Annotated in this window: 25 protein-coding genes and 1 pseudogene; 9 read left to right on the forward strand and 17 right to left on the reverse strand. The window is 72.3% G+C overall.

Going from position 1 to position 23,852, the window contains the following annotated elements:
- Positions 1–26: 26 nt before the first annotated feature.
- The 3 genes from ACPPVS_RS16275 to ACPPVS_RS16285 are packed head-to-tail and all read right to left on the reverse strand — an operon-like array spanning position 27 to position 3,404.
- A complete protein-coding gene (locus tag ACPPVS_RS16275) occupies positions 27–1,064 on the reverse strand; it encodes a zinc-dependent alcohol dehydrogenase family protein (RefSeq protein WP_426593274.1) in 1,038 nt (345 codons plus the stop codon).
- Between the two features lie 2 nt (positions 1,065–1,066).
- Positions 1,067–2,512 carry an amidohydrolase gene (locus tag ACPPVS_RS16280; protein ID WP_426593275.1) on the reverse strand — a complete coding sequence of 482 codons (1,446 nt, stop codon included), beginning with the start codon at positions 2,510–2,512 and terminating at the stop codon, positions 1,067–1,069.
- A 4-nt stretch (positions 2,513–2,516) separates the two neighbouring features.
- Positions 2,517–3,404, reverse strand: coding sequence for a phosphoribosylaminoimidazolesuccinocarboxamide synthase (locus ACPPVS_RS16285; protein ID WP_426593276.1), 888 nt, complete (start codon positions 3,402–3,404; stop codon positions 2,517–2,519).
- Between the two features lie 127 nt (positions 3,405–3,531).
- Between ACPPVS_RS16285 and ACPPVS_RS16290 the strand changes: the two genes are divergently transcribed.
- Entirely contained in the window at positions 3,532–4,215 is a 684-nt protein-coding gene (locus ACPPVS_RS16290) for a hypothetical protein (RefSeq protein WP_426593277.1), read from the forward strand.
- A 3-nt stretch (positions 4,216–4,218) separates the two neighbouring features.
- Here ACPPVS_RS16290 and ACPPVS_RS16295 read toward each other — a convergent pair whose 3' ends face one another.
- Positions 4,219–4,620 (reverse strand): hypothetical protein, encoded by a 402-nt coding sequence (locus ACPPVS_RS16295; protein WP_426593278.1) that lies wholly within the window; start codon positions 4,618–4,620, stop codon positions 4,219–4,221.
- An 18-nt stretch (positions 4,621–4,638) separates the two neighbouring features.
- On the opposite strand from ACPPVS_RS16295, the gene ACPPVS_RS16300 reads away from it, so the two are divergent.
- On the forward strand, positions 4,639–5,154 hold the full coding sequence (locus tag ACPPVS_RS16300) for an AAA family ATPase (RefSeq protein ID WP_426593279.1): 516 nt from the start codon (positions 4,639–4,641) through the stop codon (positions 5,152–5,154).
- On the opposite strand, the gene purD is transcribed toward ACPPVS_RS16300, so the two are convergent.
- Together purD and ACPPVS_RS16310 are read right to left on the reverse strand one after the other, a co-directional pair.
- Positions 5,151–6,422 (reverse strand): phosphoribosylamine--glycine ligase, encoded by a 1,272-nt coding sequence (purD, locus tag ACPPVS_RS16305; RefSeq protein WP_426593280.1) that lies wholly within the window; start codon positions 6,420–6,422, stop codon positions 5,151–5,153. The two genes, ACPPVS_RS16300 and purD, sit on opposite strands and share 4 nt — an antisense overlap.
- An 11-nt stretch (positions 6,423–6,433) precedes the next feature.
- Complete coding sequence (locus ACPPVS_RS16310) at positions 6,434–7,057, reverse strand: helix-turn-helix domain-containing protein (RefSeq protein ID WP_426593281.1); 624 nt, start codon at positions 7,055–7,057, stop codon at positions 6,434–6,436.
- 66 nt (positions 7,058–7,123) lie between these two features.
- On the opposite strand from ACPPVS_RS16310, the gene ACPPVS_RS16315 reads away from it, so the two are divergent.
- Positions 7,124–8,371, forward strand: coding sequence for an MFS transporter (locus ACPPVS_RS16315; protein WP_426593282.1), 1,248 nt, complete (start codon positions 7,124–7,126; stop codon positions 8,369–8,371).
- A gap of 136 nt (positions 8,372–8,507) precedes the next feature.
- A pseudogene (locus tag ACPPVS_RS16320) lies at positions 8,508–8,780 on the forward strand (GNAT family N-acetyltransferase); the annotation flags it as partial.
- A 180-nt stretch (positions 8,781–8,960) separates the two neighbouring features.
- Here the strand turns inward: ACPPVS_RS16320 and ACPPVS_RS16325 are convergent.
- Complete coding sequence (locus tag ACPPVS_RS16325; protein WP_426593283.1) at positions 8,961–10,247, reverse strand: adenylosuccinate synthase; 1,287 nt, start codon at positions 10,245–10,247, stop codon at positions 8,961–8,963.
- 193 nt (positions 10,248–10,440) lie between these two features.
- Positions 10,441–10,869, reverse strand: a complete 429-nt coding sequence (locus tag ACPPVS_RS16330; RefSeq protein ID WP_426593284.1) for a DUF3151 domain-containing protein — start codon at positions 10,867–10,869, stop codon at positions 10,441–10,443.
- A gap of 141 nt (positions 10,870–11,010) precedes the next feature.
- Here ACPPVS_RS16330 and ACPPVS_RS16335 point away from each other — a divergent pair, with 141 nt between their 5' ends.
- A complete protein-coding gene (locus tag ACPPVS_RS16335) occupies positions 11,011–11,382 on the forward strand; it encodes an STAS domain-containing protein (RefSeq protein WP_426593285.1) in 372 nt (123 codons plus the stop codon).
- 25 nt (positions 11,383–11,407) lie between these two features.
- Here ACPPVS_RS16335 and ACPPVS_RS16340 read toward each other — a convergent pair whose 3' ends face one another.
- Positions 11,408–13,528 (reverse strand): SpoIIE family protein phosphatase, encoded by a 2,121-nt coding sequence (locus ACPPVS_RS16340; protein ID WP_426593286.1) that lies wholly within the window; start codon positions 13,526–13,528, stop codon positions 11,408–11,410.
- Positions 13,529–13,614: 86 nt separating this feature from the next.
- Between ACPPVS_RS16340 and ACPPVS_RS16345 the strand changes: the two genes are divergently transcribed.
- On the forward strand, positions 13,615–14,016 hold the full coding sequence (locus tag ACPPVS_RS16345; RefSeq protein ID WP_426593287.1) for an STAS domain-containing protein: 402 nt from the start codon (positions 13,615–13,617) through the stop codon (positions 14,014–14,016).
- Positions 14,017–14,067: 51 nt separating this feature from the next.
- Here the strand turns inward: ACPPVS_RS16345 and fbaA are convergent, their stop codons facing one another.
- Complete coding sequence (gene fbaA, locus ACPPVS_RS16350; protein WP_426593288.1) at positions 14,068–15,093, reverse strand: class II fructose-bisphosphate aldolase; 1,026 nt, start codon at positions 15,091–15,093, stop codon at positions 14,068–14,070.
- Between the two features lie 103 nt (positions 15,094–15,196).
- The gene (locus ACPPVS_RS16355) at positions 15,197–15,811 is read right to left on the reverse strand and encodes a TrmH family RNA methyltransferase (protein ID WP_426593289.1); all 615 of its coding nucleotides are present in this window, start codon (positions 15,809–15,811) and stop codon (positions 15,197–15,199) included.
- A gap of 65 nt (positions 15,812–15,876) precedes the next feature.
- Between ACPPVS_RS16355 and ACPPVS_RS16360 the strand changes: the two genes are divergently transcribed.
- Together ACPPVS_RS16360 and ACPPVS_RS16365 are read left to right on the forward strand one after the other, a co-directional pair.
- Positions 15,877–16,626, forward strand: coding sequence for a VTT domain-containing protein (locus ACPPVS_RS16360; RefSeq protein WP_426593290.1), 750 nt, complete (start codon positions 15,877–15,879; stop codon positions 16,624–16,626).
- Positions 16,623–17,408 (forward strand): HAD-IIA family hydrolase, encoded by a 786-nt coding sequence (locus ACPPVS_RS16365; protein WP_426593291.1) that lies wholly within the window; start codon positions 16,623–16,625, stop codon positions 17,406–17,408. Before ACPPVS_RS16360 ends, ACPPVS_RS16365 begins: the two co-directional genes overlap by 4 nt.
- Before the next feature lie 213 nt (positions 17,409–17,621).
- Here the strand turns inward: ACPPVS_RS16365 and ACPPVS_RS16370 are convergent, their stop codons facing one another.
- The 3 genes from ACPPVS_RS16370 to ACPPVS_RS16380 form a co-directional block, all read right to left on the reverse strand.
- Positions 17,622–18,191 (reverse strand): LemA family protein, encoded by a 570-nt coding sequence (locus ACPPVS_RS16370; protein ID WP_426593292.1) that lies wholly within the window; start codon positions 18,189–18,191, stop codon positions 17,622–17,624.
- Between the two features lie 194 nt (positions 18,192–18,385).
- Complete coding sequence (gene pyrE, locus ACPPVS_RS16375) at positions 18,386–18,958, reverse strand: orotate phosphoribosyltransferase (RefSeq protein ID WP_426596004.1); 573 nt, start codon at positions 18,956–18,958, stop codon at positions 18,386–18,388.
- A gap of 9 nt (positions 18,959–18,967) precedes the next feature.
- Positions 18,968–19,738, reverse strand: a complete 771-nt coding sequence (locus ACPPVS_RS16380; RefSeq protein WP_426593293.1) for an SDR family NAD(P)-dependent oxidoreductase — start codon at positions 19,736–19,738, stop codon at positions 18,968–18,970.
- 126 nt (positions 19,739–19,864) lie between these two features.
- Here ACPPVS_RS16380 and recQ point away from each other — a divergent pair, with 126 nt between their 5' ends.
- A complete protein-coding gene (recQ, locus tag ACPPVS_RS16385) occupies positions 19,865–21,931 on the forward strand; it encodes a DNA helicase RecQ (RefSeq protein ID WP_426593294.1) in 2,067 nt (688 codons plus the stop codon).
- A 15-nt stretch (positions 21,932–21,946) separates the two neighbouring features.
- Here recQ and ACPPVS_RS16390 read toward each other — a convergent pair whose 3' ends face one another.
- The 3 genes from ACPPVS_RS16390 to mgrA form a co-directional block, all read right to left on the reverse strand.
- Positions 21,947–22,105, reverse strand: coding sequence for a hypothetical protein (locus ACPPVS_RS16390; protein ID WP_426593295.1), 159 nt, complete (start codon positions 22,103–22,105; stop codon positions 21,947–21,949).
- 191 nt (positions 22,106–22,296) lie between these two features.
- Positions 22,297–22,779: a nucleoside deaminase gene (locus ACPPVS_RS16395; RefSeq protein ID WP_426593296.1), complete on the reverse strand. Its 483-nt coding sequence runs from the start codon at positions 22,777–22,779 to the stop codon at positions 22,297–22,299.
- Complete coding sequence (mgrA, locus tag ACPPVS_RS16400; RefSeq protein WP_426593297.1) at positions 22,776–23,807, reverse strand: L-glyceraldehyde 3-phosphate reductase; 1,032 nt, start codon at positions 23,805–23,807, stop codon at positions 22,776–22,778. Before mgrA ends, ACPPVS_RS16395 begins: the two co-directional genes overlap by 4 nt.
- Positions 23,808–23,852 lie beyond the last annotated feature (45 nt).

Consider the following 23,852-nt stretch of genomic DNA (forward strand, 5'->3'; position numbering starts at 1 on the left):
CATCCGCGCGACGGGCTGGACGGGCCTCACGGCGCGATGACGGTCATCCCCGGCCCGCCGGTGCCCGTGCCGAGTGCGGCGAGGGCGGCGGGGGCCTCGTCCAGACCGATCGTGCGACCGACCAGGCGGGACGGGTCCAGCGCACCCGCGGCGATCCGCGCGAGCATCGCGGGGTACTCGTGGGCCGCCATGCCGTGGCTGCCGTACAGCTCGAGCTCCCAGGCGATCACGCGACCCATGGGCAGGGCCGCAGCGGCGTCGGGGCCCAGCAGGAGGCCGACCTGGACGTGCCGCCCGCGCCGCCGCAGCGACAGGATCGAGGCCGTCGCCGTCGCGGTGCTTCCGAGGGCGTCGATCGAGACGTGGGCGCCGCCGGCCGTGACCGACCGGATGGCCGCGACCGGGTCGGTCGACGCGTCGACGACCACGGTGGCGCCCAGCGCGAGGGCGGCCTCGCGGGCCGCCGGGTCGACGTCCGTCGCGACGACCTGAGCGCCGCCGGCGACCGCGATCATGACCGCGGACAGCCCGACGCCGCCGCAGCCGTGCACGGCGACCCAGTCGCCTTCGCCGACGCGGCCGTGCACCGTGAGGGCGCGGTACGCGGTCGCGAACCGACAGCCGAGACCCGCGGCTATGACCGGCGACATGCCCTCCGGCAGCCGCACGAGGTTCGCGTCGGCGTGGTGCAGCGCGACGAGCTCGGCGTAGGAGCCGTCGTCCGTGAAGCCCGGCTGACGCTGGCGCTCGCACACCTGCTGCTCGCCCGCGAGGCAGGCCGCGCAGGAGCCGCAGGCGCAGACGAACGGCACGGTCACGGCGTCGCCGACGGCCCACCGCCGGACGCCGGGCCCCACAGTGACGACCACGCCGGCCAGCTCGTGCCCTGGGACGCGCGGGAGCATGACGTCCGCGTCGTGCCCCTGCCACGCGTGCCAGTCGCTGCGGCACACGCCGGTGGCCGAGACCCGCAGGACGACCCCGTCGTCGGGACAGGCCGGCGCGGGCACGTCGTCGCGGACGGTCGGCGGGACGCCGAACTTCTCGATCACGACTGCCCGCATGGTCACAGAGTCTGGTGCGTCCAGCGCCCGGCCACGAGCGTCCCGGCCACCGGGAGCCCGCGCAGCGGGGCAGTCAACGGATCGGCGTCGAGGACCACGAGGTCCGCCGGCGCGCCGACCGACGGCGCGAGCTCGCGCCCGTCGACCGACGAGGTCAACGCGACGCGTCGGTCGAGCGCCTGCTCGGGATGCCACGGGGTCCGGCCGTCGCGGGAACGGGTGACGGCCGCGTCCAGCGCGACCCACGGGTCGAGCGGCGCCACCGGGGCGTCGGAGCCGAGAGCGAGCCGGACCCCGGCCCGGTCCAGGTCGGCCAGGCGGAACGACCGGTCGGTGCGCCCGGCCCAGTGCAGGTCCGCGACGTCGCGGTCGTCCATGGCGTGCTCGGGCTGCACGCTCGCGGTGACACCGAGCGCGGCGAACCGCTCGACGGCCGACGCCGACAGGAGCTGGGCGTGCTCGATCGACCCGGCGGCGCCGGACGCGGCGAACGCGTCCAGCGCGAGGTCGTTCGCCGCGTCGCCGATCGCGTGGATCGCGCACCGCAGGCCGTGCCGGGTGGCGTGCGCCATCAGCGGCACCAGCCGGTCGGGCGCCACCGACAGGACGCCGTGCGAGACGGTCCCGGGGTAGGGGTCGTGACAGTAGGCGGTGCGGGTGTTCAGCGAACCGTCAGTGATGACCTTCAGCGGCCCCTGCTCGACCAGCGCTCCGACGCGGTCGAACGTGTGCAGGTCCTCGCGCACCACGCGGTCGAGGTAGTCCTCCCAGACACCGGCCCGCACCCGCAGGTTCAGCGGCCGGGCCGCCACCCGACGACGCCAGACGTCGAGGTTGTCGGCGATCTCGTAGTCGACGACGCCGACGACACCGCGGGCCGCGGCCGCGAGCGTGGCGTCGTGCACGAGCTCGTCGGCGACGGCGTCCGGCACGTGGTCGACCGCCCCCGAGATCGACAGCCACTCGGACTCGCGCAGCAGCCCGGTCGGGTGGGCGGCGGCGCCGAGGAAGCGCAGGCCGGCGCTCGACACCCAGGCGCAGTGCAGGTCGCCCGAGACGAGGACCACGGGCACGTCCCCGACGACCTCGTCGAGCAGCGCGGACGTCGGGGCGTCGGGCCACAGGCCGTCCCGGAACCCGAACCCGACGAGCGCCGTCCCGGCGGGCGGTGGTGCCTCGGCCAGGCGCGTCTCGACGAGCGCGACCGCGTGGGCGGCGGAGGACGCCGCGGACACGTCGAGACGTCGGCGGCCCAGCGCCCACTGGGTCAGGTGCACGTGCGCGTCCCAGAGGCCGGACATCAGCCAGCGACCGTCGAGGTCGACGGCCTCGGCGCCGGGGACGTCCACGGCGGGTCCGACCGCCGCGACGCGGCCGTCGCGCAGCAGGACGTCGACCGTGGCCGGGCCCGCTCCTACGAGGCGCGCGGAGCGCAGGACGGTCGGCATGCCGCTACAGAGCCAGCGCGGTCCCGGTGAGCCGCTCGAAGGCCTCGAGGTACCGGTCGCGCGTGCGCCGGACGACGTCCTGCGGAAGCACCGGCGGCGGCGCGTCCGAGCGGCGGTCCCACCCGGACGCGGGCGAGGTGAGCCAGTCGCGGACGAACTGCTTGTCGAAGCTCGGCTGCGCGTGCCCGGGCTCCCAGGCGTCGGCGGGCCAGAAGCGCGAGGAGTCGGGCGTCAGCACCTCGTCGCCGAGGGTGATCGCACCGGAGACCGGGTCGGTGCCGAACTCGAGCTTGGTGTCGGCGAGGATCACGCCCTTCGCCCGCGCGATCCGCTCGGCCCGCGCGTAGACGGCGAGCGTGAGGTCACGCAGGGCCTCGGCGGCGTCGAGGCCGACCGTTTCGGCGACGGCCGAGAACGGCACGTTCTCGTCGTGGTCGCCCAAGGCGGCCTTGGTGGCGGGCGTGAAGATCGGCGACGGCAGCCGCGAGCCGTCCACGAGACCGGGCGGCAGCTCGATCCCGGTGACCTGCCCGGAGGCCTCGTACTCGGCCAGGCCCGACCCGGTCAGGTACCCGCGCACGACGCACTCGACGGGGAACATCTCGAGCCGTCGGCAGATCATCGCGCGGCCGGTCACCTCGGTCGGGACGTCGGTCGAGACCACGTGGTTGGGCACCAGGTCGGCCAGCTGCTCGAACCACCACAGGCTCAGCGCGGTGAGCACGATCCCCTTGCCCGGGATGCCGGGGCTGAGCACGTGGTCGTAGGCCGAGACCCGGTCGCTGGCGACGACGAGCACGACGTCACCGAGGTCGGACGGGCTGGTCGGGACGTACAGGTCCCGGACCTTGCCGGAGTACGTGTGGGTCCACCCGGGCAGCTCAGCAGTCACGCGGACAAGTGTGGCGTACTCACCGCCGGTCACCCTAACGGCCCATCACGGACGACCGGCTGGATGCCGTTCCGAGAGGATGCGCTGCGCGAGGTCGTCCGGGGTCGTCGTCGGTCTCGTCGGGGCCATGCTGCTCGTCTCGGCCTGCGCGGCCCAGCCCGGCGGCGCTCCGGCACCGCCCCCGCTGCCCGGCATGACCCCGGTCCCCGTAGCCGAGCTGGTCGACGCCGGGTCATCGGGGCTCACCCTGAACGCCGACCAGGTCGAGGCGGCGCTGCTCGCGCCGACCGACGTGCCAGCCGGCTGGACGCAGCCGGTCAACACGAACGACTCGAACGAGGCCGGGGAGCGGCTCGACTCTGCGACGTTCGAACCGGCCAGCTGCCGGGACCTCGCCACAGCCGACAGCCCGACCGCGAGCGACGTGACCGACAGCACCCGGTTCATCACCACCGACCAGCACCTCGTGATCGAGCTGGTCACGTCCTGGCACGACGACGCGGCGACCAGGACCATCGACACGGTTCATGCCTACGTGGCCGGCTGCCCCACGTTCACGGTCACCGACTCGGTCGTGACGATGACGGAGCACCTCAGCGAGACGCCGGGGCCAGAGCTGGGTGAGCAGAGCGTGGCTCTCCATTCGTACGCCACGGTCGGTGGGCAGACCGCGGCAGAGTCCCACCAGGTCGTCGTGATCGTCGGGCGCGTCTCGGTCACGATCATCGCCACCGGCCGCACCTTGATAGACGAGGCCGTGCTCGACCAGCTCGTCGCGACCGCCGTGGCCAAGGTCCGGGCCGCCGGCTGACGGCTACAGCAGGTCGGCGCCGCCCTCGAGACCGTCGGGGATCGGCAGCCCGACCAGCCGCACGAGCCGTTCGACCGTCTCCTCGACGAACGTGTCCGCGGGCTCGTCGACGTGCTCCTCGGCCAGCAGGCGCCGCACGTGCTTGGCCTCGACGTCCACGGCACCCACCAGCAGCGCCCACTCGGCGAACGCCTCCGCCTCGGCGGCGAGGTCGACCGGCGCCGACTCGGCCGGGTCGTCGAAGAAGTCCCGTGGCTGGAAGCCCAGGTAGAAGCGACCCAGACCCTCGGGTGCCGGGGCGTACTCCACGTCGGCGATGTCGCCGTCGCGCACCTCGATCCGGAGGCTCGGCGTGATCGCCGGGTCGCCGCCCCACGCGCCGCTGCCGTACACGAATTCGCCCATGAGGCGATACTGCCCCACATGACACGCCCGCCCCTGCTCGTGGTCCTCGGCGGGTTGCCAGGAACCGGGAAGACGACGCTCGCCCGACTCCTGGCTCGGGACCTCGGCGCCGTGCACCTGCGGATCGACACGATCGAGCAGGCCGTCGTGCAGTCGTCCCTCGGCGTGGACGCGGCCGCCGAGGTCGGCTACACGGCCGCCGCCGGCATCGCCCGCGACAACCTGGCCCTCGGGCTGGCCGTGGTCGCCGACTGCGTGAACCCGGTGGCGGAGAGCCAGGCGGGCTGGCACGCGGTAGCGCGCGAGACCTGCGCGACCCTCGTCGAGCTGCTGCTCGTGTGCTCCGACCCGGCCGAGCACCGGCGCAGGGTCGAGGAGCGCGTCGCGGACATCCCGGGGCACGTCCAGCCGGCCTGGGTGGACGTCTCGACGAGCGCGCTGGCGCCCTGGCCTGGGGCCACCGTGATCGACTCCGCCGGCCGCGACCCCGCCGAGGTGGCGCGGGACGCGCGCCGGGTGATCGACGGCCGCTAGACCAGGGGGCCGTCGCCGGCCGAGGCCGCGATGTCGTTGCGGTGGTGCGCGTGCGGCAGGTCGATCTGGTTCACCCCTGCGTAGGCCGCCGCCCTTGCCAGGGCAAGGTTCGATCCGACGCCGACGACGGAGAGCACGCGGCCACCCGAGGACACGAGGTGCCGGTCGTCGTCAGTGGCCGTCCCGGCGTGCAGGACGTGCACGCCCGGCAGGGCCTCGGCGTCCTCGATCCCCGTGATCGGTTGGCCCGAGCGGACTGCGCCGGGGTAGCCGCCCGAGGCGATCACGACGGTCACCGCAGAGGCGTCGCGCCACTCCAGCGACGGCAGCGCGCCCAGCGTGCCCGTCGCCGCGGCATACAGGACGCCCCCGAGCGGCGTGGCCAGACGCGGCAGGACCACCTGCGTCTCGGGGTCGCCGAAGCGCGCGTTGAACTCGACGACCCGCAGGCCCTTGCTCGTCATGGCGAGGCCGACGTAGAGCACCCCGGCGAACGGCGTGCCGCGGCGGGCCATCTCGGCGATCGTCGGTCGGGCGACGCGGGCCATGACCTCGTCGACGAGGTCCAGGGGCGCCCACGGCAGCGGTGAGTACGCACCCATGCCGCCCGTGTTGGGTCCCTCGTCGCCGTCGCGCACGCGCTTGAAGTCCTGCGCGGGCACGAGCGGCACCGCGTCCACGCCGTCGGACAGGACGAACAGCGAGATCTCCGGGCCGTCGAGGTAGTCCTCGATGACCACGCGGCTGCCGGGCTTGGCCAGGCACTCCGCGGCGTGCGCGAGGGCCTCGGCGCGGTCGTTCGTGACGACGACCCCCTTGCCTGCGGCCAACCCGTCGTCCTTGACCACGTACGGCGCCCCGAAGGCGTCGAGGCCGGCCGACGCCTCGTCGATCGTCGTCGCGACCCGGGGTTCGGCGGTCGGGACGCCCGCGGCGGCCATGACGTCCTTGGCGAACGCCTTGGAGCCCTCGAGCTGCGCGGCCGCGGCCGACGGGCCGAACGCGGCGATCCCCGCGGCGCGCACGGCGTCCGCGACCCCGGCGACCAGCGGGGCCTCGGGCCCGACGACGACGAGGTCGGCGCCTACCCGGCGCGCGAGGTCGGCGACCGCGTTGCCGTCGAGCTGGTCGACCGGGTGCAGCTGCGCAAGCGCGCCGATCCCCGGGTTGCCTGGGGCGGCGTGCAGCTCGGTCACCGTGGGGTCGAGGGAGAGCGCGCGCACCAGGGCGTGCTCACGGGCGCCGGTGCCGACGACGAGGATCTTCACGGGGGGTGAGCCTACCGAGCCCCGGCGGGCTGTTCGTCGTCGAGCGGCAGCGGCAGCGCGTCGAGGTAGACCCGGATCCGTCGACGACCCGCGGTGTCCCCCGCCTCGCGCAGGGCCTTGGCCCGGTCGAGGTGCGTGCTCATGACGGTCTGCATCTCCAGCACCAGGTCGTGCAGCTCGGCCGCGGTGAGGTCGGCCGTGGAGCGGTCCATCAACGACGCCGCCAGCCACGCAGGGTCGTCCTCGGGGGTGCTCAGCCAGCGGTTCAGCACCTGGGCGCGCTCCGCGACGACCCCCTGGACCAGCGCCCGCGCGGCGAGCGACGTGCCCGGGTCGGTCAGCATCTCGCGGCCGTCGATGCTGAACCCGACCGCGCGCCACCACCGGTCGCGGCCTCGCGGGTGCGCCGGGTCGTCCTCGACGAACCCGTGGCGCTCCAGCTGGCGCAGGTGGTAGCTGGTCTGCCCGCTGCTCTCGCCGAGGTGCCGTCCGAGCTGGCTGGCCGTGGCCGAACCGTGCTCGGACAGGTAGTTGTACATCGCCATGCGCAGCGGATGCGCAAAGGCCTTGAGCGCCTCGGGACCGATCGCAGGCTCGCGGAAGAGCGGTTGGCGCTCGGTGTTGCCGTCTGTCATTCGCAGAGATACCTTTGCAGAGTTGTCTTTGCAGAACAATCTCTTCGATCGTAGCGGGAGCAGTGCATGGCCGAACCCCTGGGTCGCCGGTTCACCGCCCACCTGACGGCGACCGCGCTGGCCAACCTCGGCGACGGCATCGTGCAGACCGGCGTCCCGCTCTACGCCCTGACGCTCACGCGCTCCCCCGGCCTCATCGCGCTCCTGACGGCCGCCGCTTGGCTCCCCTGGCTGCTGCTCGGGCTCGCCGCGGGCGTCGTCGTGGACCGCACCGATCGCCGACGGACCGAGCTGATCGGCCTCGGGGCCCGCGCCGTCCTGTTCGGGGCGGCGGTCGTGATCATGCTCACCGGCTACATGTCGATGGCCGCGCTCACCGTGCTCGTGCTGGCCTACGGCGTCACCGACGTGTTCGTGGACCTCGCAGCGTCCGCGCTGGTCCCGGACCTCGTGCCGCGCTCGCGCCTGGAGGCCGCCAACGGGCGCACGCTGGCCGCGCAGCAAGTGGCTGCGGCGTTCGTCGGCGCCCCCGTGGCCGGTGCCGTGCTCGCGCTCGGTGCGGGTTGGGTGTTCGGGCTGCCGGCCGCACTCGCCGTCGGGGCCCTCGCCCTCGTCGCCACCCGGGTTCCCGGGCGGTACCGGCACGCGGCCGCGGTCCGGGAGCACGCGCTGGTCGAGGTGCGCGAGGGCGTGCGGTTCCTCGTCCACCACCCCGTGCTCCGACCGCTGCTCGTCGCGGGGTCGGTGATGAACATGGCGAGCGCGGCCTACTTCGCGGTCTTCGTGCTCTGGATGGTCGGGCCGGGCTCGCACGTGGGGCTGACGCCGTCGCAGTACCCGCTGGTCATCGCCTTCCTGGCGGCCGGTGCGGTGCTGGGGTCGGTGCTCGCGGAGGCGATCGGCCGGCACGTCACCGAGGTCCGCCTGCTGCTGGGGTGCTGGACGATCAACACGCTCCTGCTGCTCGTCCCGGTACTCGCCCCGAACGTCGGTGCCATCGCCGTCGCGTTCCTCGCCCTGGGGTTCACCAACACGATCGGCAACGTGCTCTCGCAGGCGATGCGTCAGCGGATGGTGGCGCCCGGAATGCTCGGCCGCGTCACCGGCGCCAGCCGCACGCTCGGCTACGGGCTCATGCCGCTCGGCGCCCTGCTCGGCGGCTTCGTGGCCGAGCAGCGGGGGCTGCCCACCGTGTTCGTCGGCGCCACCGCTCTGTGCGCGCTGGCGGTCGCCTACCCGATCACGGTGGTCCGCCAGGACATGCTCGCGGACCTCGAGCTCCCCGTGGAGCACAAGGATCCCGCCACCGTCTGAGCATCGGCATACTGACCGCGTGCCCCGGCTCACCCGACCCGCGATCCCACTCGGCAGCATCCGGCGCCTGACGCAGCCTGTGCTCGACACCGACCGGCTCGCGCTCCGGCCGTGGCGGGCGTCGGATGCCGCGACCGTGGCTTCCGCCTACTCGGATCCCGACATCAGGCGGTGGCACGACCGGTCGATGAGCCTCGACGAGGCCGCCGTGTGGGTGGCGTCCTGGGCGGGCCGGTGGGACGACGAGACCGGCGCGGGCTGGGCGATCACGGTCGACGACGAGCCGCTCGGCCAGATCAGCCTCCGGTCGTTCGACCTGGACGAGGGCGCGTCCGAGCTCTCGTACTGGGTGCTGCCGGCCGCGCGTGGCCACGCGCTCGCGACCACCGCCGTCCGCAAGGTCGCGGCGTGGGGCTTCGACGTGATCGGCCTGCACCGCGTCGAGATCCTCCACTCGGTGGGCAACCCGCATCGTGCGCCGTGGCCACGCGCGCCGGGTTCCGGCTCGAGGGCACCAAGCGCGGGGACGGCCTCCACGCGGACGGCTGGCACGACATGCACCTGCACGCCCGCGTGGCGAGCGACCCCGTCAGCTGAGCAGCTCGTGGCGGATGATCGTGGCCTCGCGGCCGGGGCCGACGCCGATCGAGCTGATCCGTGCGCCCGAGATCTCCTCGAGCCGCAGCAGGTACCGCTGGGCGTTGACCGGAAGGTCGTCGAACTCGCGGGCCTGCGAGATGTCCTCGGTCCAACCGTCGAGGTACTCGTAGATCGGCGTCGCGTGGTGGAAGTCCGACTGGTCGTCGGGCATCTCGTCGAAACGCCGGCCGTTGACGTCGTAAGCCACAGCGACCGGGATCTTGTCCTTGCCGGTCAGCACGTCGAGCTTGGTGACGACGAGGTCCGTCAGGCCGTTGATGCGGCTGGCGTAGCGGACCACGACGGCGTCGTACCAGCCACAGCGGCGCGGGCGGCCCGTGGTCGTGCCGAACTCGCCGCCGGTCTGCCGCAGCCACTCGCCGTCGGCGTCGAGCAGCTCGGTGGGGAACGGGCCCTCGCCCACGCGCGTCGTGTACGCCTTCGCGACGGCGACCACGCGGTCGATCCTCGTCGGGCCGACCCCCGAGCCCGTGCAGGCTCCGCCGGCCGTCGCGGACGACGACGTCACAAACGGGTAGGTGCCGTGGTCGATGTCGAGCATCGTGGCCTGGCCGGCCTCGAAGACCACCGTCTTGCCCTGGTCGAGCGCCGTGTTGAGCAGCAGCGGGGTGTCACCGACCAGCGGCTTGAGGCGGTCGGCGTGCCGCAGCAGGTCCTCGAGGGTCTCGTCGACGGTGATCGCGCGGCGGTTGTACACCTTGACCAGCAGGTGGTTCTTCTGGTCGAGCGCGCCCTCGATCTTCTCCGTGAGGATCTTCTCGTCGAACAGGTCCTGGACGCGGATGCCGACGCGGTTGATCTTGTCGGAGTACGCCGGGCCGATGCCGCGACCGGTCGTGCCGATCCGCCGCTTGCCCAGGAACCGCTCGGTGACCTTGTCGAGCGTGCGGTTGTACGGGGCGATGACGTGCGCGGCCGACGAGACGACCAGCGACGACGTGTCGTGACCGCGCGCCTCGATGGCGTCGATCTCCTGGAACAGCACGTCGATGTCGACGACGACACCGTTGCCGATCACCGGGACGACGCCCGGCGACAGGATGCCCGACGGCAGCAGGTGCAGCGCGTACTTCTCGCCGTTGATCACCACGGTGTGCCCGGCGTTGTTGCCGCCGTTGAACTTCACCACGATGTCGGTGCGCGCACCGAGCTGGTCGGTCGCCTTGCCCTTGCCCTCGTCGCCCCACTGGGCACCGAGCACCACGACGGCCGGCATACGGATCAACTCCCACCTGCCTGTGCTGCGGGTGGCACGGCGGAGACCACGTCAGTCTGCTTCGACGCGGCGCTTGCACGGGACCCGGGCACCGGGCGACAGGGACCCAGTACCTCCGAGAGGGTACCGGACCGTCAAGAACTGGTCATGTCCAGTCCGCCGGCTGACCCGACCGGTCGGAAGGTCCGGGCGCTCAGCGGAGGGCGGCGACCTCGTCGTCGGACGTGCCGCAGTCGACCAGGAACTGCAGGCAGCGCTCGGACTCCTCGGACTCCTCGATGGCCTCGGCGGCCTCCGCCAGCGCGAGCAGGGCACGCAGGAAGCCCTGGTTGGGCTGGTGGTCGACCGGGACCGGACCACGCCCGCGCCAGCCGGCGCGGCGCAGTGCGTCCAGGCCACGGTGGTAGCCCGTCCGGGCGTAGGCGTAGGCCGCCACCGGGTCACCCTCGTCGGCGAGCGCGTGCTCGGCCAGCAGGGCCCAGAGCAGTGACGACGCCGGGGCGGCCGGCACGGCCTCGCGCGGGCTGGAACCCGAGGTCAGCGCGTCGCGGGCGTCCGCGTCCGCACCGTCCGCGGGGAGGAGCGTGGGCGCGGGTCCGTCCAGCAGGTTCTCGTGGCTCATGCGGTCAGTCTCCCATTCCGGGTGCGTGCGCGAGGGACCGCGATTACAGTCGACCCGCCGACCTGGACCAGTGTTCGGCATGCAGGGCATCACCTCCAGCGCGCACCCCTCGCACGCTGCCTCCCGACGACGGGCGGACCGATGATCGAGATCTCGACATCCTCCACGACGACGACCCTCACGGTCGCCGGCGACCTCGACCTGGCCGAACGCGACCAGTTCCCGGAGATCGCCGCGCGCGTGGTCGGGCTGCGGCACCAGCTGCTCGTGGTCGACATGTGCGAGGTCAGCTTCATGGACTCGACCGGGGCCGCGTTCCTCATCAGCCTCGCCGACTCCAACCGCAAGCGCGGCGGCGCGACGGTCCTGCGCGGCGCCGACCAGCGGGACCTGTTCGTCATCGAGATCTGCGGCGCGCTGGACCTGTTCCGGATCGACTCCGACCACCACTGCGAGAACGGGTCGAACGACTCCGGCTTCCGCCGCCCGGACGGCGCCTCGACCCCGGCCTGACGTTCTGGGCCCCCGCCGGCTGCCGTCAGGACGAGGGCGGGAGCGGTGCGGGGCGGACCTTTGCCCACACGAGCTTGCCCCCGCGCGACTGTCGCCAACCCCAGTCGGCCAGCCGTTCCACGATCTGCATGCCGAACCCGCCCACCCGCCCGGGATGCCCGTCGGTGGCCACCGGCGGGGTCGGGTTGGCGTCCTCGACCTCGATGCGCAGGCCGTCGCCGGTGTCGTACAGCTGCAGGGAGACGTGACCGTAGCCGTGCAGCACCGCGTTGGCGACGAGCTCCGAGACCACCAGCTCGGCGTTAGCCGAGTCGGGGATGCCCCACGCCTGGCAGGTCCGCACGACCGCGTGCCGGGCGCGCCCGATCGACGCGGGCTCGCTGGGCAGCGACCACCGGCGGCGCCGAGGGCTGCGGACCTGTGACGAGCTGTCCTGCGCCGACGGGACACGCACGACGACGACGGCGACATCGTCCTCGGGGTGGTCGGCCAGCCGGGACAGCAGCTCCTCGCCCACCCCGGCGGCGTCGCGCGCGGTGATCCCGGCGGCCACCGAGGAGAGCGCGGCGAGACCGTCGCGAAGCCCGCGGTCACGCCGTTCGATCAGGCCGTCGGTGTAGTAGAGCAGCACGTCACCGGGTCGCAGCCGGGCGGAACCCGTGGTCCGAGGCTTGCCGCCGAACCCGATGAGCGCGCCGGATGCGTCGTCCAGCGCCGTCACCGCGCCGTCGCGGACGAGGAGCGCCGGCAGGTGGCCGGCCCGCGAGTAGTGCATCTCCCAGGACCCGTCGGACCGCGTCAGGGTGGACAGGACGAGACCGGCAGGGCGAGGGACGCGCATGCCGGCGACCAGCTGGTCGACTCGCTCGAGCACCGGCCCCGGGGCCGTGATGTCGAACATGTACGAGCGGACCACCGACCGCAGCTGGCCCATGGCGGCGGCCGCCTCGACGTCGTGCCCGACAACGTCGCCGATCACCACGCCGACCACGTCGGTGGACACCTGGAGGACGTCGTACCAGTCCCCGCCCACCTGCGCGTTCTCGGAGTTGGGCGCGTAGTACGTCCACACGTCCAGGCCGTCGACCTCCGCCTGCTCAGGCAGCATCGCCCGTTGCAAGGTCTCGGCCAGCCGGTGCTCGCGCTCGTAGAGGCGCGCGTTGTCCACGACCAGGCCGACGCGTCGGGCCGTCAGCTCCAGCACGGTCCGCGCCTGCGGTTCGAGCTCGCGCAGGCCCCCCACGACGAGGACGACGAGGACCCCGAGCACGCGACGACGTCCGGGCAGGGGGAAGACGACCACCCCTCCGTCCTGCGGCAGCGGGGCGTGGTCGTCGTCGGCCGAGAGCGACTCCAGCTGGTCGACGACGTGCCGGGCGAGCCAGTCCGAGGCGCTGCCCGTCGCGTAGGAGCCGTCCACGGCGAGGTCGAACGGTCGGTCGTTCTGGCCGTCGAGGAGCAGCTGGACCGCGTCGTGCCCGCGCGGCCGCAGCACGTTGCGGTGCCGGGGACCTCGACCGGTCAGCACCTGCCCGGACACGATCCCGTCGGTCGGCCGCAAGCCGCCGTCATCGAGGTAGAACTGCGCCCAGCGGACCACCGACCGCCGCAGGATCGCCGCGATCTCGCGCAGCGCGTGCGGGTCGTCGACGTCCATGAGCAGGTCGGACACCTGCGCGATGAGGCCGAGGCTGCGCCGCTCGCGACGCTCGGCCTCGACCAGGGCGGCCTGCTCGGCGTCGTGCGTGAGCTGGTCGGTGAGGTCCTGCAGGGCGACCACCCAGTGCGTGAGCGCGTCCGCCGACCGCACCGGAGAGAGCACCGCGCGGCACGCGAGCATCGACCCGTCGGCCCGGCGCAGCGTGAGCGTCTGCGAGATCTCCCGGCCGGCGGCGATCGCCGCCCGGATCTCGCCGACGTCCGGTGGCGCCAGCGCGGAGTCCCCGATGACGGCCTCCTGGCGACGCCGGGCCTCGGTGAGGCCGTAACCCGTGACCTTCTCGAACGCCTCGTTGACCCAGACCACCGGCAGGCCCGGCTCGGCCGCGTCCAGGAGCGCGATCGGCACGGCGGTCGCCCGCAGTGCCCGCTCGCGCAGGTCGGCGAGCGCGCGATCGGGTATCGCAGGCTCGGGGGGATTGACCACCACCACCTCCGATCGTCTAGCGTTCCGGTCAGGTCGGTCGTCGAGAACGCGGCGTCTGTCCGGATGCCCGACACCGAAGGAGCGCCGTGCGCGACGGTAACAGCACGATCCCCGACGGGCCTGCGGAGGCCTCCGGCCCAGGGATCGCGGGCGAGCCGGGCGCGGTGCACGTCATCGTCGGCGCCGAATCGACGCGCATCGTGCTGTCGGGCGAGGTCGACGCCGACCTCGGTGCCGAGCTCCAGGAGGCCACCGCAGAGGCCGAGCAGATCGGCCTGCCCATCGAGGTCGACGCCCACCACGTCACGTTCATGGACTCCTCCGGCGTCGCGTTCCTGGCCCGCCTGTCGATCCGGTCCCAGCACCGCGTCCGGATGATCCGCGTCCCCCCGCACGTGAAGTTCCTGCTCGAGGTCACGCGCATCGGCGAGCTGCTGGACGTCGTCGAGAGCGACGACGAGGCCGACTTCCAGCCCGTCGGGGAATGACGAAGGGCCGCCCCATCTCGGAGCGGCCCTCGTCGATCAGCCAGTTGGACGTCAGGCGCTGAGCGACTGACCGGCCGAGCGGAGCTGCTGTGCGGCCTCGACGAGACGCGCGGCCATGCCGGCCTCGGCCAGCTTGCCCCAGGCGCGCGGGTCGTAGGCCTTCTTGTTGCCCACCTCGCCGTCGACCTTGAGCACGCCGTCGTAGTTCTGGAACATGTGCGTGACCACCGGGCGCGTGAACGCGTACTGGGTGTCCGTGTCGATGTTCATCTTGATGACGCCGTTGTCGACGGCCTCGGTGATCTCGGCCGCGGTGGAGCCGGAGCCGCCGTGGAACACCAGGTCGAACGGGTTGGCCACGCCGATCGCGTCGCCGACGGCCTTCTGGATGTCCGCGAGGATCGACGGACGGAGCTTGACGGCACCCGGCTTGTAGACGCCGTGCACGTTGCCGAACGTGAGGGCCGTCAGGTAACGACCCTTCTCGCCCGCGCCGAGCGCCTTGACCGTGGCCAGGCCGTCCTCGACGGTCGTGTAGAGCTTGTCGTTGATCTCGGCGGTGTGGCCGTCCTCCTCGCCACCGACCACGCCGACCTCGATCTCGAGGATGGTGCGAGCCGCGACGGACAGCTCGAGGAGCTCCTCGGCGATGACCAGGTTCTCGTCGAGCGGCACGGAGGAGCCGTCCCACATGTGGGACTGGAACGTGGGCAGCTTGCCGGCCTTGACCTGCTCGATCTCGAGGGCCAGCAGCGGGCGCACCCAGGACTCGAGGTTCTGCTTGGCGCAGTGGTCCGTGTGCAGCGCGACCGTGATCGGGTAGCCCTTGGCCACCTCGGTCGCGTAGGCGGCGAGCGCGAGCGAGCCCGAGACGCGGTCCTTGACCGTCGAGCCGGACGCGTACTCCGCGCCGCCGACGGAGACCTGGAGGATCCCGTCCGAGCCGGCCTCGGCGAAGCCCTGCAGGGCGGCGATGACGGACTGGGAGGACGTGATGTTCACGGCCGGGTAGGCGAACTTGCCCGCCTTCGCCCGGTCGATCATCTCGGCGTAGACCTCGGGGGTGGCGATGGCCATCTGCAGCATCTCCTGCGCGCTAGAAAGGGGGTTATCGCAGTGATTCTGGCACGAGAGCCCGTAGCGCCGCCGGGGCCGAACGTCCCGTGGACAGGTCCGTGCGTCACACCTGGGCGTGCTGAGAGATCCACGCGTGCATCGCGATCGCGGCCGCGGCGCCCGCGTTGATCGAGCGCGTCGAGCCGAACTGGGCGATGTGCAGGACGTCCACGGCGGCGGCACGGGCCTCGTCGGAGAGCCCGACGGACTCCTGCCCGAACAGCAGCACGCACGCCTCCGGGAGCGGGTAGCCCTCCAACGGGACCGAGCCCGGCAGGTTGTCGATGCCGAGGACCGGGAGGCCGTTCGACGAGGCCCACACCAGCAGGTCGTCCACCGTCGGGTGGTGCCGGACGTGCTGGTAGCGGTCGGTGACCATGGCTCCGCGCCGGTTCCAGCGACGGTTGCCGACGATGTGCACCTCCGCCGCCAGGAACGCGTTGGCCGTGCGCACGACCGACCCGATGTTGAGGTCGTGCGCCCAGTTCTCGATGGCCACGTGGAACGGGTGCCGACGCGTGTCCAGGTCGGCGACGATCGCCTCGAGCGTCCAGTACCGGTAGCGGTCGACGACGTTGCGGCGGTCGCCGTGCGTCAACAGCTCCGCGTCGTAGCGCGGGTCGGTGGGCCTCTGGCCGGTCCACGGTCCGACGCCGACCTCCGCGGGTTGTTCGTCCACAGCCGCAACCGTAGACGGCTCCAGCACTCACCCTTTGCTCAGGAAGGGCCCCGTACTCTGGGCGCATGCTGACGAACGCTGCCCTCGCACTGGGCCCGGTGCACGCGTCCATCACCGACTACCTGAACGCCCAGTACCTGATCGACTCGTTCGGCACGTGGGTGCTGCTCGGCGTCATGGCCGTGATCTTCGTCGAGGTGGGCCTGCTGTTCCCGATCCTGCCGGGCGACTCCCTGCTGTTCACCGCCGGTGCGCTGGTGGCGCAGGACCAGCTCCACGTCAAGATCGGCATCGCGCCGCTCATGGGGTTGATGATCCTCGCGGCATACGCCGGGACCCAGACCGGGTACCTGATCGGTCGGACCGCCGGCCCGAAGGTGTTCGCCAAGCCGGACTCCCGGTTCTTCAAGCAGAAGTACATCGACCAGACGTACGCCTACTTCGACCGGTACGGCGGTCGCACGCTGGTCGTCGCGCAGTTCGTGCCGTTCGTGCGCACGTACGCCTCGGTCGCGGCCGGTGTCGGCAAGATGCGGTACCGGACCTTCGCCCTGTGGAACCTGCTCGGCGTGGTGCTGTGGGCCGGTGGCGTGACGTTCCTCGGGTACCTGCTGGGCAACATCTCGTTCATCGCCTCCCACATCGAGTCGCTGCTCATCCTCGTGGTGTTCTTCTCGGTGCTGCCGATCATCGTCGAGGTCTGGCGCAAGCGTCGGCGAGCCAAGAAGGGGCTCGGGGTCGCCTCCACGAGGGACGAGCACCACGACGAGCCGTCCGAGCGCACCGCCGTCGAGAAGAAGGCCTTCGGCGAATGACGCACCACGGCCCCCGTGAGATCCGGTCGTGGCTGTCGGACATGGACGGGGTCCTCGTGCACGAGGGCACCGCGATCCCCGGGGCCGCCGAGTTCGTCCGCGCGCTGCGCGACGGCGGTCGGCCGTTCCTGGTGCTCACCAACAACTCGATCTTCACGCCGCGGGACCTGCGGGCCCGGCTGGTCGCCTCCGGGATCGACCTGCCCGAGGACGCGATCTGGACGTCGGCGCTCGCCACGGCACAGTTCCTCACCGACCAGATGCCGGGCGGTTCCGCCTACGTGATCGGCGAGGCGGGCCTGACCACGGCGCTGTACGAGGCCGGCTACACCCTGACGGGCACGGACCCGGACTTCGTCGTGCTGGGCGAGACGCGGACCTACTCGTTCGAGGCCATCACGCAGGCCGTCCGGCTGATCCAGGGCGGCGCGCGGTTCATCGCCACGAACCCCGACGTGACCGGCCCGAGCCGCGAGGGCGACCTGCCCGCGACGGGTGCGGTCGCGGCCATGATCTCCGCGGCCACCGGGCGGCAGCCGTACTTCGTCGGCAAGCCGAACCCCATGATGATCCGCAGCGCGCTGAACCGGATCGACGCCCACTCCGAGACCACCGTCATGGTCGGCGACCGGATGGACACCGACGTGGTCGCGGGCATCGAGGCCGGCCTGCGGACGTTCCTCGTGCTCTCCGGGTCGACCTCGCGCGCGGAGGTGGAGCGGTTCCCGTTCCGGCCCAGCGAGATCGTCGACTCGGTCCAGGACCTCGTGGCGCGCATCTAGGTGTGATGCCCAGGCAGGTTGTTCAACCTGGTGATGGGTGCGGCCTTGCCGATCGCGGAGTGGGGCCGGTGGTAGCTGCACCTGTGGCGCGCTGGCCCTGACCTCCCGGTCAGATCTCAGCCGGCCCGCCCTGAGCCCGCGTCGAGAAGGCAGTTGTGAACGCGCAGCCGGCCCGCGACGTGCACAACTGCCTTCTCGATCTGCCCTGAGGCCTCAGAAGCTGACGGTCGGCGCCTGACGCACCTGCGGGTCCTCGGCCTCGAAGTACTCGGCGCGCTCGAATTGGAACATCCCCGCGACGATGTTGGACGGGAACGACTCGACCTTCGTGTTCAGCGTCCGCACGTTCGCGTTGTAGAACCGGCGCCCGGCGGCGATGCGGTCCTCGGTGTTGGTCAGCTCGGCCTGCAGCTGCTGGAAGTTCTCGCTGGCGCGCAGGACCGGGTAGGCCTCGGCGACCGCGAACAGCCGTCCGAGCGCCTGGGTGAGCTGGTTCTCCTGCTGCGCCTGCTCGGCGGGTCCGGAGCCCGGCGCGGCGGCGGCGGCGCGGGCTCGGGCGACCTCGTCGAAGACACCGCGCTCGTGGGCCGCGTAGCCCTTCACGGACTCGACGAGGTTCGGGATCAGGTCGTGGCGACGGTTCAGCTCGACGTCGATCTGCCGCCACGCCTCCTGCACCAGGTTCCGCAGCCGGACCAGACCGTTGTACATCCCGACGAACCAGAGCAGCAGGATCACGACGATCACGACGATCACGATCAGGACGATGACTGGAGCGGACACGTCTTTGCCTCCTGGGATGTCGGTGGAGCGATGGTATCGGTCAGGCGCTCGTCGTCAGAGGATCGAACCCGTCGTCACGCCGCACGTGGCGCGCGTGGCGGACCGCACGACGGCGCTCAGCAGGCCGCCCACGACGCCGAGGTGGGCGGACCCCGATGCCCGCCCAGGGCGTCGGGCGGTTCGGCTCGGAGCCGTCAGTCCAGGCCGAGGTCGGACAGGCTGAAGAGGTAGTGGTACGGCACGCCGAGGGCCTCGATCTTGGCCTGCGCCCCGGTCGCCCGGTCGACGATCACGGCGACGCCGCGCACGTCGGCGCCGACCTCCCGGGCCGCCTCGACCGCCGCGATCGGCGAGCCGCCGGTGGTCGAGGTGTCCTCCAGGACCACCACGCGACGTCCCGCGATGTCCGGGCCCTCGATCCGGCGCTGCATGCCGTGCGCCTTGGCCTCCTTGCGCACCACGAACGCGTCCAGGTCCTGGCCACGCGACGCGGCGGCGTGCAGCAGGCTCGTCGCGACGGGGTCCGCACCGAGCGTCAGCCCGCCGACGGCGTCGATCTCGGCGGTGCCCAGACCGACCTCCTCCAGCCGGTCGAGCATCAGGTGCCCGATCAACGGGGCCGCCCGGTGGTGCAGCGTCACGCGACGCAGGTCCACGTAGTAGTCGGCCTCGCGCCCCGACGAGAGCGTGACCTTCCCGTGCACGACGGCGAGGTCCTTGATGAGGTCGAGCAGCTGCTCGCGAGGGGTCTGCGTCACGGCGGCCAGGCTACCGGCTCAGCGCCCCTCGATCGCCTTGCGGTAGCGGCCGAACCGGCGGATCGCCGACCGCGGGCTGACCCGGACCACCGCCGACGCCAGGCTGTAGCGGACGCTCGGGGTGGAGATCACGACCCCGCGGCGGACGTCGGCGAGCCCCTTGGCCACCACGTCCTCCGCGTTCAGCCAGGCGATCTCCGGGTAGGCCGACACGTCGATCGCGCCGCGCGCGTGGAACTCGGTGTGCACGAACCCGGGGCACAGGGCGGTCGCGGTGACGCCGGTGTCCGCCAGCTCGACGGCAAGACCCTCGGTGAACGAGCGCACCCAGGCCTTGTGCGCGGAGTAGGTGCCGGACGCCAGCAGCGCGGCGACCGAGGCGACGTTGAGGATCGCCCCGCGACCGCGCGCCACCATCGCGCTCGCCGCCGCGTGCGACAGGACGAGCACGGCGTCCACCATGACCGCGAGCGCGGCCTCCTCGCGCGCCAGGTCGCCGCCGACGAACTGCTGGTTCAGCCCGAGCCCCGCGTTGTTCACCAGCAGGCCGACCGGACGCTCGTCGGACCGCAACCGCTCGGCCACCCGTTCGACGTCGGCACGGTTCGACAGGTCCGCGACGATCACCTCGGCGTGGATGCCCGCGGCCGCCTCCAGCTGCCCCGCGAGGCGCGCCAGGCGTTCCTCGTCGCGAGCCACCAGGACCACGTCGTGCTTGGCCGTGGCGAGCTGCCAGGCGAACTCCAGGCCGAGGCCCGAAGACGCGCCCGTGATCAGAGCGGTTCCCATGGCACCACCCTACGGACGCCTCCCGGGCCGCGCGCACCGCGCTGTCGCCCTTGCGCGCGCGTCGTCCCGGCGCCACCGGTCGCTGTGGATGATCCGGGTCGGACTGTCGGCGCGGGAACGTAGGGTGTGCGCGTGACGGACGGGGCCTGGTCGGGCGGCAGCGACTCGGACAGCGAGAGCTGGCCGCTCGACGACGAACCCCCGTTCGACCCGTTCTACGACGCACCGCCACCTGAGCTCGAGGATCCGTTCGGGTTCTCCTCCCAGGTCGCAGCCGGTTCGAGCACCTCGACCGGTGCTCGTCGCGACCGTCCGGCGCCTCACCCGCGTCCCGACATCCCGCGCTCCGTCGCCCAGGTCCTGTCACCGGACGAGGCCGTCGCCGCGGCGGCGCGCGTGCTTCGTGACGTCTGGGGGTACGACGCCTTCCGCGGCGAGCAGGCGGACATCGTCGAGACCGTCATCCGGGGCGGCGACGCGCTCGTCCTGATGCCCACGGGCGGCGGAAAGTCGCTGTGCTACCAGGTGCCGTCGCTGGTGCGCGAGGGCACAGGGGTCGTCATCTCGCCGCTGATCGCCCTGATGCAGGACCAGGTGGACGCCCTGTCCGCCCTGGGCGTGCGCGCCGGGTTCCTCAACTCGACGCAGCAAGGACATGAGCGACGAGCGGTCGAGGACGCCTACCTAGCGGGCGAGCTGGACCTGCTCTACCTGGCCCCGGAGCGCCTGCGCGTCCGCGAGACCGTCGAGCTGCTCGACCGCGGCACGGTCGCCCTCTTCGCCATCGACGAGGCGCACTGCGTGTCGCAGTGGGGGCACGACTTCCGGCCGGACTACCTGCAGCTGTCGATGCTGCACGAGCGCTGGCCCGAGGTCCCGCGGATCGCGCTGACGGCCACGGCGACCGACCAGACGCACGCCGAGATCGCCCAGCGGCTGCAGCTCGGGGAGGCCCGGCACTTCGTCGCGAGCTTCGACCGGCCCAACATCCAGTACCGGATCGCGCCCAAGGACAAGCCGCGCGACCAGCTGCTCAACCTGCTGCGCACCGAGCACGAGGGCGACGCCGGCATCGTCTACTGCCTGTCGCGGAACTCGGTCGAGCAGACCGCCCAGTTCCTCGTCGAGCGCGGAGTGGCGGCCCTGCCGTACCACGCAGGCCTCGACCGGCAGGTGCGCGCGCGCAACCAGTCGCGATTCCTGCGCGAGGACGGCGTCGTGATGGTCGCGACGATCGCGTTCGGGATGGGCATCGACAAGCCGGACGTGCGGTTCGTCGCGCACCTCGACCTGCCCAAGTCGGTCGAGGGCTACTACCAGGAGACCGGTCGCGCGGGCCGCGACGGGCTGCCGTCGACGGCGTGGCTCGCGTACGGGCTGGCGGACGTGGTCCAGCAGCGCCGCATGATCGACACCTCGGAGGGCGACGCCGCGCACAAGCGCCGGCTGACCGCCCACCTGGACGCGATGCTGGCGCTCTGCGAGACCGTCGAGTGCCGCCGCGTGCAGCTTCTCAACTACTTCGGCCAGCCGAGCGAGCCTTGCGGCAACTGCGACACGTGCCTGACCCCGCCGGAGTCATGGGACGGGACCGTCGCCGCGCAGAAGCTGCTGTCCACGGTCGTCCGCCTCGAGCAGCGCGGCCAGCGGTACGGCGTCGGGCACCTGGTCGACATCCTGCGCGGCAAGGTCACGCCGCGGATCACGTCCCTGGGGCACCAGTCGCTGAGCACGTTCGGCGTCGGCACGGACCTGTCGGACGGGGAGTGGCGCGGCGTCGTCCGCCAGCTGCTCGCCATGGAGCTGCTCGGCGTCGACTCCGACGGCTACGGAACGATCCGGCTCACCCCGGACAGCGCCGACGTGCTGCGCGGGGCACGCGTGGTCCGCCTGCGCCGCGAGACCGAGAAGGTTGTGCGGTCCCGCGGGTCCAAGAGCAAGGCCACCGTCGACCTCACCGACGAGGGTGCGGCCGTGTTCGAGGCCCTGCGCGCGTGGCGCGCGGTCGTCGCGAAGGAGCAGGGCGTGCCGGCCTACGTCGTGTTCCACGACGCGACGCTGCGCGAGGTCGTGGCGCAGATGCCGTCCTCGCTGGAGGCGCTCGGCACCATCAGCGGGATCGGCGCGGCCAAGCTCGAACGCCACGGACCGGGCGTGCTCGCGGTGCTGGCCGAGTCGGGCGAGGTGGCCTGAACAGCACCAGCCTGATCAGCGCCGCTCGTCGTCCTCGGTCCGGATCCGCACCGGGACGCGCTCGGGCCGCTTGACCAGAGACCGGAGCACGATCGCGCCAGCACCGACGACGAGGGCGATCACGCTCGAGGCGAGGACGACGTCGGCTGCGGTGGGGACGAGTGGGCTGCTCATACCTCGACCATAACCCCGCCCGGCGGGCCGGCTGGCGGCCCCGCTCGAACTCACAGGCGAGCACCAGGGACGGCGCATCTTCCGCCGGGGACCTCGTCGAGGAAGCCGTGCACCGCGTCCACGTCGTCGCCCCCATCGGCTGCAACTTCTTGGTCAAGCCGTCCGAGGCGCGCACCACGGCCGCATCCCGGCTACCCGCGCTCGAACGCCCGGCGCTGCAGCTCCTTGACCTCGTCCTCCAGCGACAGCTCGGGTCCGTCGACCACCAGACCCGGCGCGACGGTCTGGATCGGCAGGGCGGCGACCGGACCCGGTGCCCCACCCCAGGAGGCCCGCCACGCGCCGGTCTGCTCGGACGACGTCGCGTACACGATCCGGCCGAGGCCCACCCACGCATGCGCCGCCGAGCACATCGGGCAGTGCTCACCGGACGTGTAGACGACCGCCGTCGCGCGCTCGTCGGACGTCAGGTTGTTGGCGGCCCAGCGGGCGATCTCGAACTCCGGGTGACGGGTCTGGTCGCCGTCCTTGGTGCGGTTGCGGTCCTCGAACCGGACGGCGCCGGTCGCGTCGACCAGCACCGACCCGTACGGCTCGTCACCGTCGAGCAACGCCTCCCGCGCGAGGACGACCGCCCGGGCGAGGTGTACGCGGTCGGCATCGTCGATGCTCACGAGTCCCGCATTCCGGTGCCGTCGACCGCGAGCGGCTCGATCGTCGCGATCTCGTCGGCGGTCAGGGGCGGCGCGGACAGGGCAGCCACGTTGTCCTCGAGCTGACGCGTCGACGAGGCGCCGATCAGGGCGGACGTGATCCGGTCGTCCCGCAGCAGCCACGACAGGGCGAGCTGCGCGAGGGACTGGCCGCGCCCGAGGGCGATCTCATTCAACGCACGCGCGCGGGAAAGGTACGTCTCCGAGAGCTGCGTCGGCTTGAGGAAGTGCCCGACCGCGGCCCGCGAGTCCGGGGGGACGGAACCCGACAGGTAGCGGTCCGTCAGCATCCCCTGCGCGAGCGGCGAGAAGACGATGGTGCCGATGCCGAGGTCGCCGACGACGTCCAGCAGGTTCTCGGTCTGCCCGTCGGCCACCTGCTCCACGTGCCGGTTGAACATGGAGTAGGACGGCTGGTGGATGAGCAGGGGGGTGCCCAGGGACGCGAGGATCTCGTGGGCGCGACGCGTGTCGGCCGGCGAGTAGTTCGAGATGCCCGCGTAGAGCGCGCGCCCGCTGGTGACAGCGGTGTGCAGGGCGCCCATCGTCTCCTCGAGGGGCGTCTCCGGGTCCGGGCGGTGCGAGTAGAAGATGTCGACGTAGTCCAGGCCGAGCCGCGCGAGCGACTGGTCCAGCGACGAGAGCAGGTACTTGCGCGAGCCACCGTCGCCGTAGGGCCCTGGCCACATGTCGTAGCCGGCCTTCGAGGAGATGACCAGCTCGTCACGGTACGGGCGCAGGTCCTGCGCGAACAGGTGGCCGAAGTTCCGCTCGGCGGAGCCGTACGGCGGTCCGTAGTTGTTGGCCAGGTCGAAGTGCGTGATGCCCAGGTCGAATGCCCGACGCAGCACGGCACGCTGGGTCTCCAGCGGCGTCGTGTCGCCGAAGTTGTGCCAGAGCCCGAGCGACAGGCCGGGCAGCAGCAGCCCGCTGCGGCCGGTCCGGCGGTAGGTCATCGCGTCGTAGCGGTCGTCGGCAGCCTGGTACATGGAGTCCTCTCGAGATGGGCGAACGGAACACGCTAACCCGTCGGT

This window comes from Cellulomonas sp. McL0617 (assembly GCF_049994875.1).
In the GTDB taxonomy this organism is placed as follows: Bacteria; Actinomycetota; Actinomycetes; order Actinomycetales; family Cellulomonadaceae; genus Cellulomonas.

What these genes read in the sequence shown, in the direction of transcription:
- ACPPVS_RS16275 (WP_426593274.1), bottom strand. Translation starts at nt 1,064, where the DNA reads ATGCGGGCAGTCGTGATCGAGAAGTTCGGCGTCCCGCCGACCGTCCGC.
- ACPPVS_RS16280 (WP_426593275.1), bottom strand. Translation starts at nt 2,512, where the DNA reads ATGCCGACCGTCCTGCGCTCCGCGCGCCTCGTAGGAGCGGGCCCGGCC.
- ACPPVS_RS16290 (WP_426593277.1), top strand. Translation starts at nt 3,532, where the DNA reads ATGCTGCTCGTCTCGGCCTGCGCGGCCCAGCCCGGCGGCGCTCCGGCA.
- ACPPVS_RS16295 (WP_426593278.1), bottom strand. Translation starts at nt 4,620, where the DNA reads ATGGGCGAATTCGTGTACGGCAGCGGCGCGTGGGGCGGCGACCCGGCG.
- ACPPVS_RS16300 (WP_426593279.1), top strand. Translation starts at nt 4,639, where the DNA reads ATGACACGCCCGCCCCTGCTCGTGGTCCTCGGCGGGTTGCCAGGAACC.
- ACPPVS_RS16310 (WP_426593281.1), bottom strand. Translation starts at nt 7,057, where the DNA reads ATGACAGACGGCAACACCGAGCGCCAACCGCTCTTCCGCGAGCCTGCG.
- ACPPVS_RS16315 (WP_426593282.1), top strand. Translation starts at nt 7,124, where the DNA reads ATGGCCGAACCCCTGGGTCGCCGGTTCACCGCCCACCTGACGGCGACC.
- ACPPVS_RS16325 (WP_426593283.1), bottom strand. Translation starts at nt 10,247, where the DNA reads ATGCCGGCCGTCGTGGTGCTCGGTGCCCAGTGGGGCGACGAGGGCAAG.
- ACPPVS_RS16330 (WP_426593284.1), bottom strand. Translation starts at nt 10,869, where the DNA reads ATGAGCCACGAGAACCTGCTGGACGGACCCGCGCCCACGCTCCTCCCC.
- ACPPVS_RS16335 (WP_426593285.1), top strand. Translation starts at nt 11,011, where the DNA reads ATGATCGAGATCTCGACATCCTCCACGACGACGACCCTCACGGTCGCC.
- fbaA (WP_426593288.1), bottom strand. Translation starts at nt 15,093, where the DNA reads ATGGCCATCGCCACCCCCGAGGTCTACGCCGAGATGATCGACCGGGCG.
- ACPPVS_RS16360 (WP_426593290.1), top strand. Translation starts at nt 15,877, where the DNA reads ATGCTGACGAACGCTGCCCTCGCACTGGGCCCGGTGCACGCGTCCATC.
- ACPPVS_RS16365 (WP_426593291.1), top strand. Translation starts at nt 16,623, where the DNA reads ATGACGCACCACGGCCCCCGTGAGATCCGGTCGTGGCTGTCGGACATG.
- ACPPVS_RS16380 (WP_426593293.1), bottom strand. Translation starts at nt 19,738, where the DNA reads ATGGGAACCGCTCTGATCACGGGCGCGTCTTCGGGCCTCGGCCTGGAG.
- ACPPVS_RS16390 (WP_426593295.1), bottom strand. Translation starts at nt 22,105, where the DNA reads ATGAGCAGCCCACTCGTCCCCACCGCAGCCGACGTCGTCCTCGCCTCG.
- mgrA (WP_426593297.1), bottom strand. Translation starts at nt 23,807, where the DNA reads ATGTACCAGGCTGCCGACGACCGCTACGACGCGATGACCTACCGCCGG.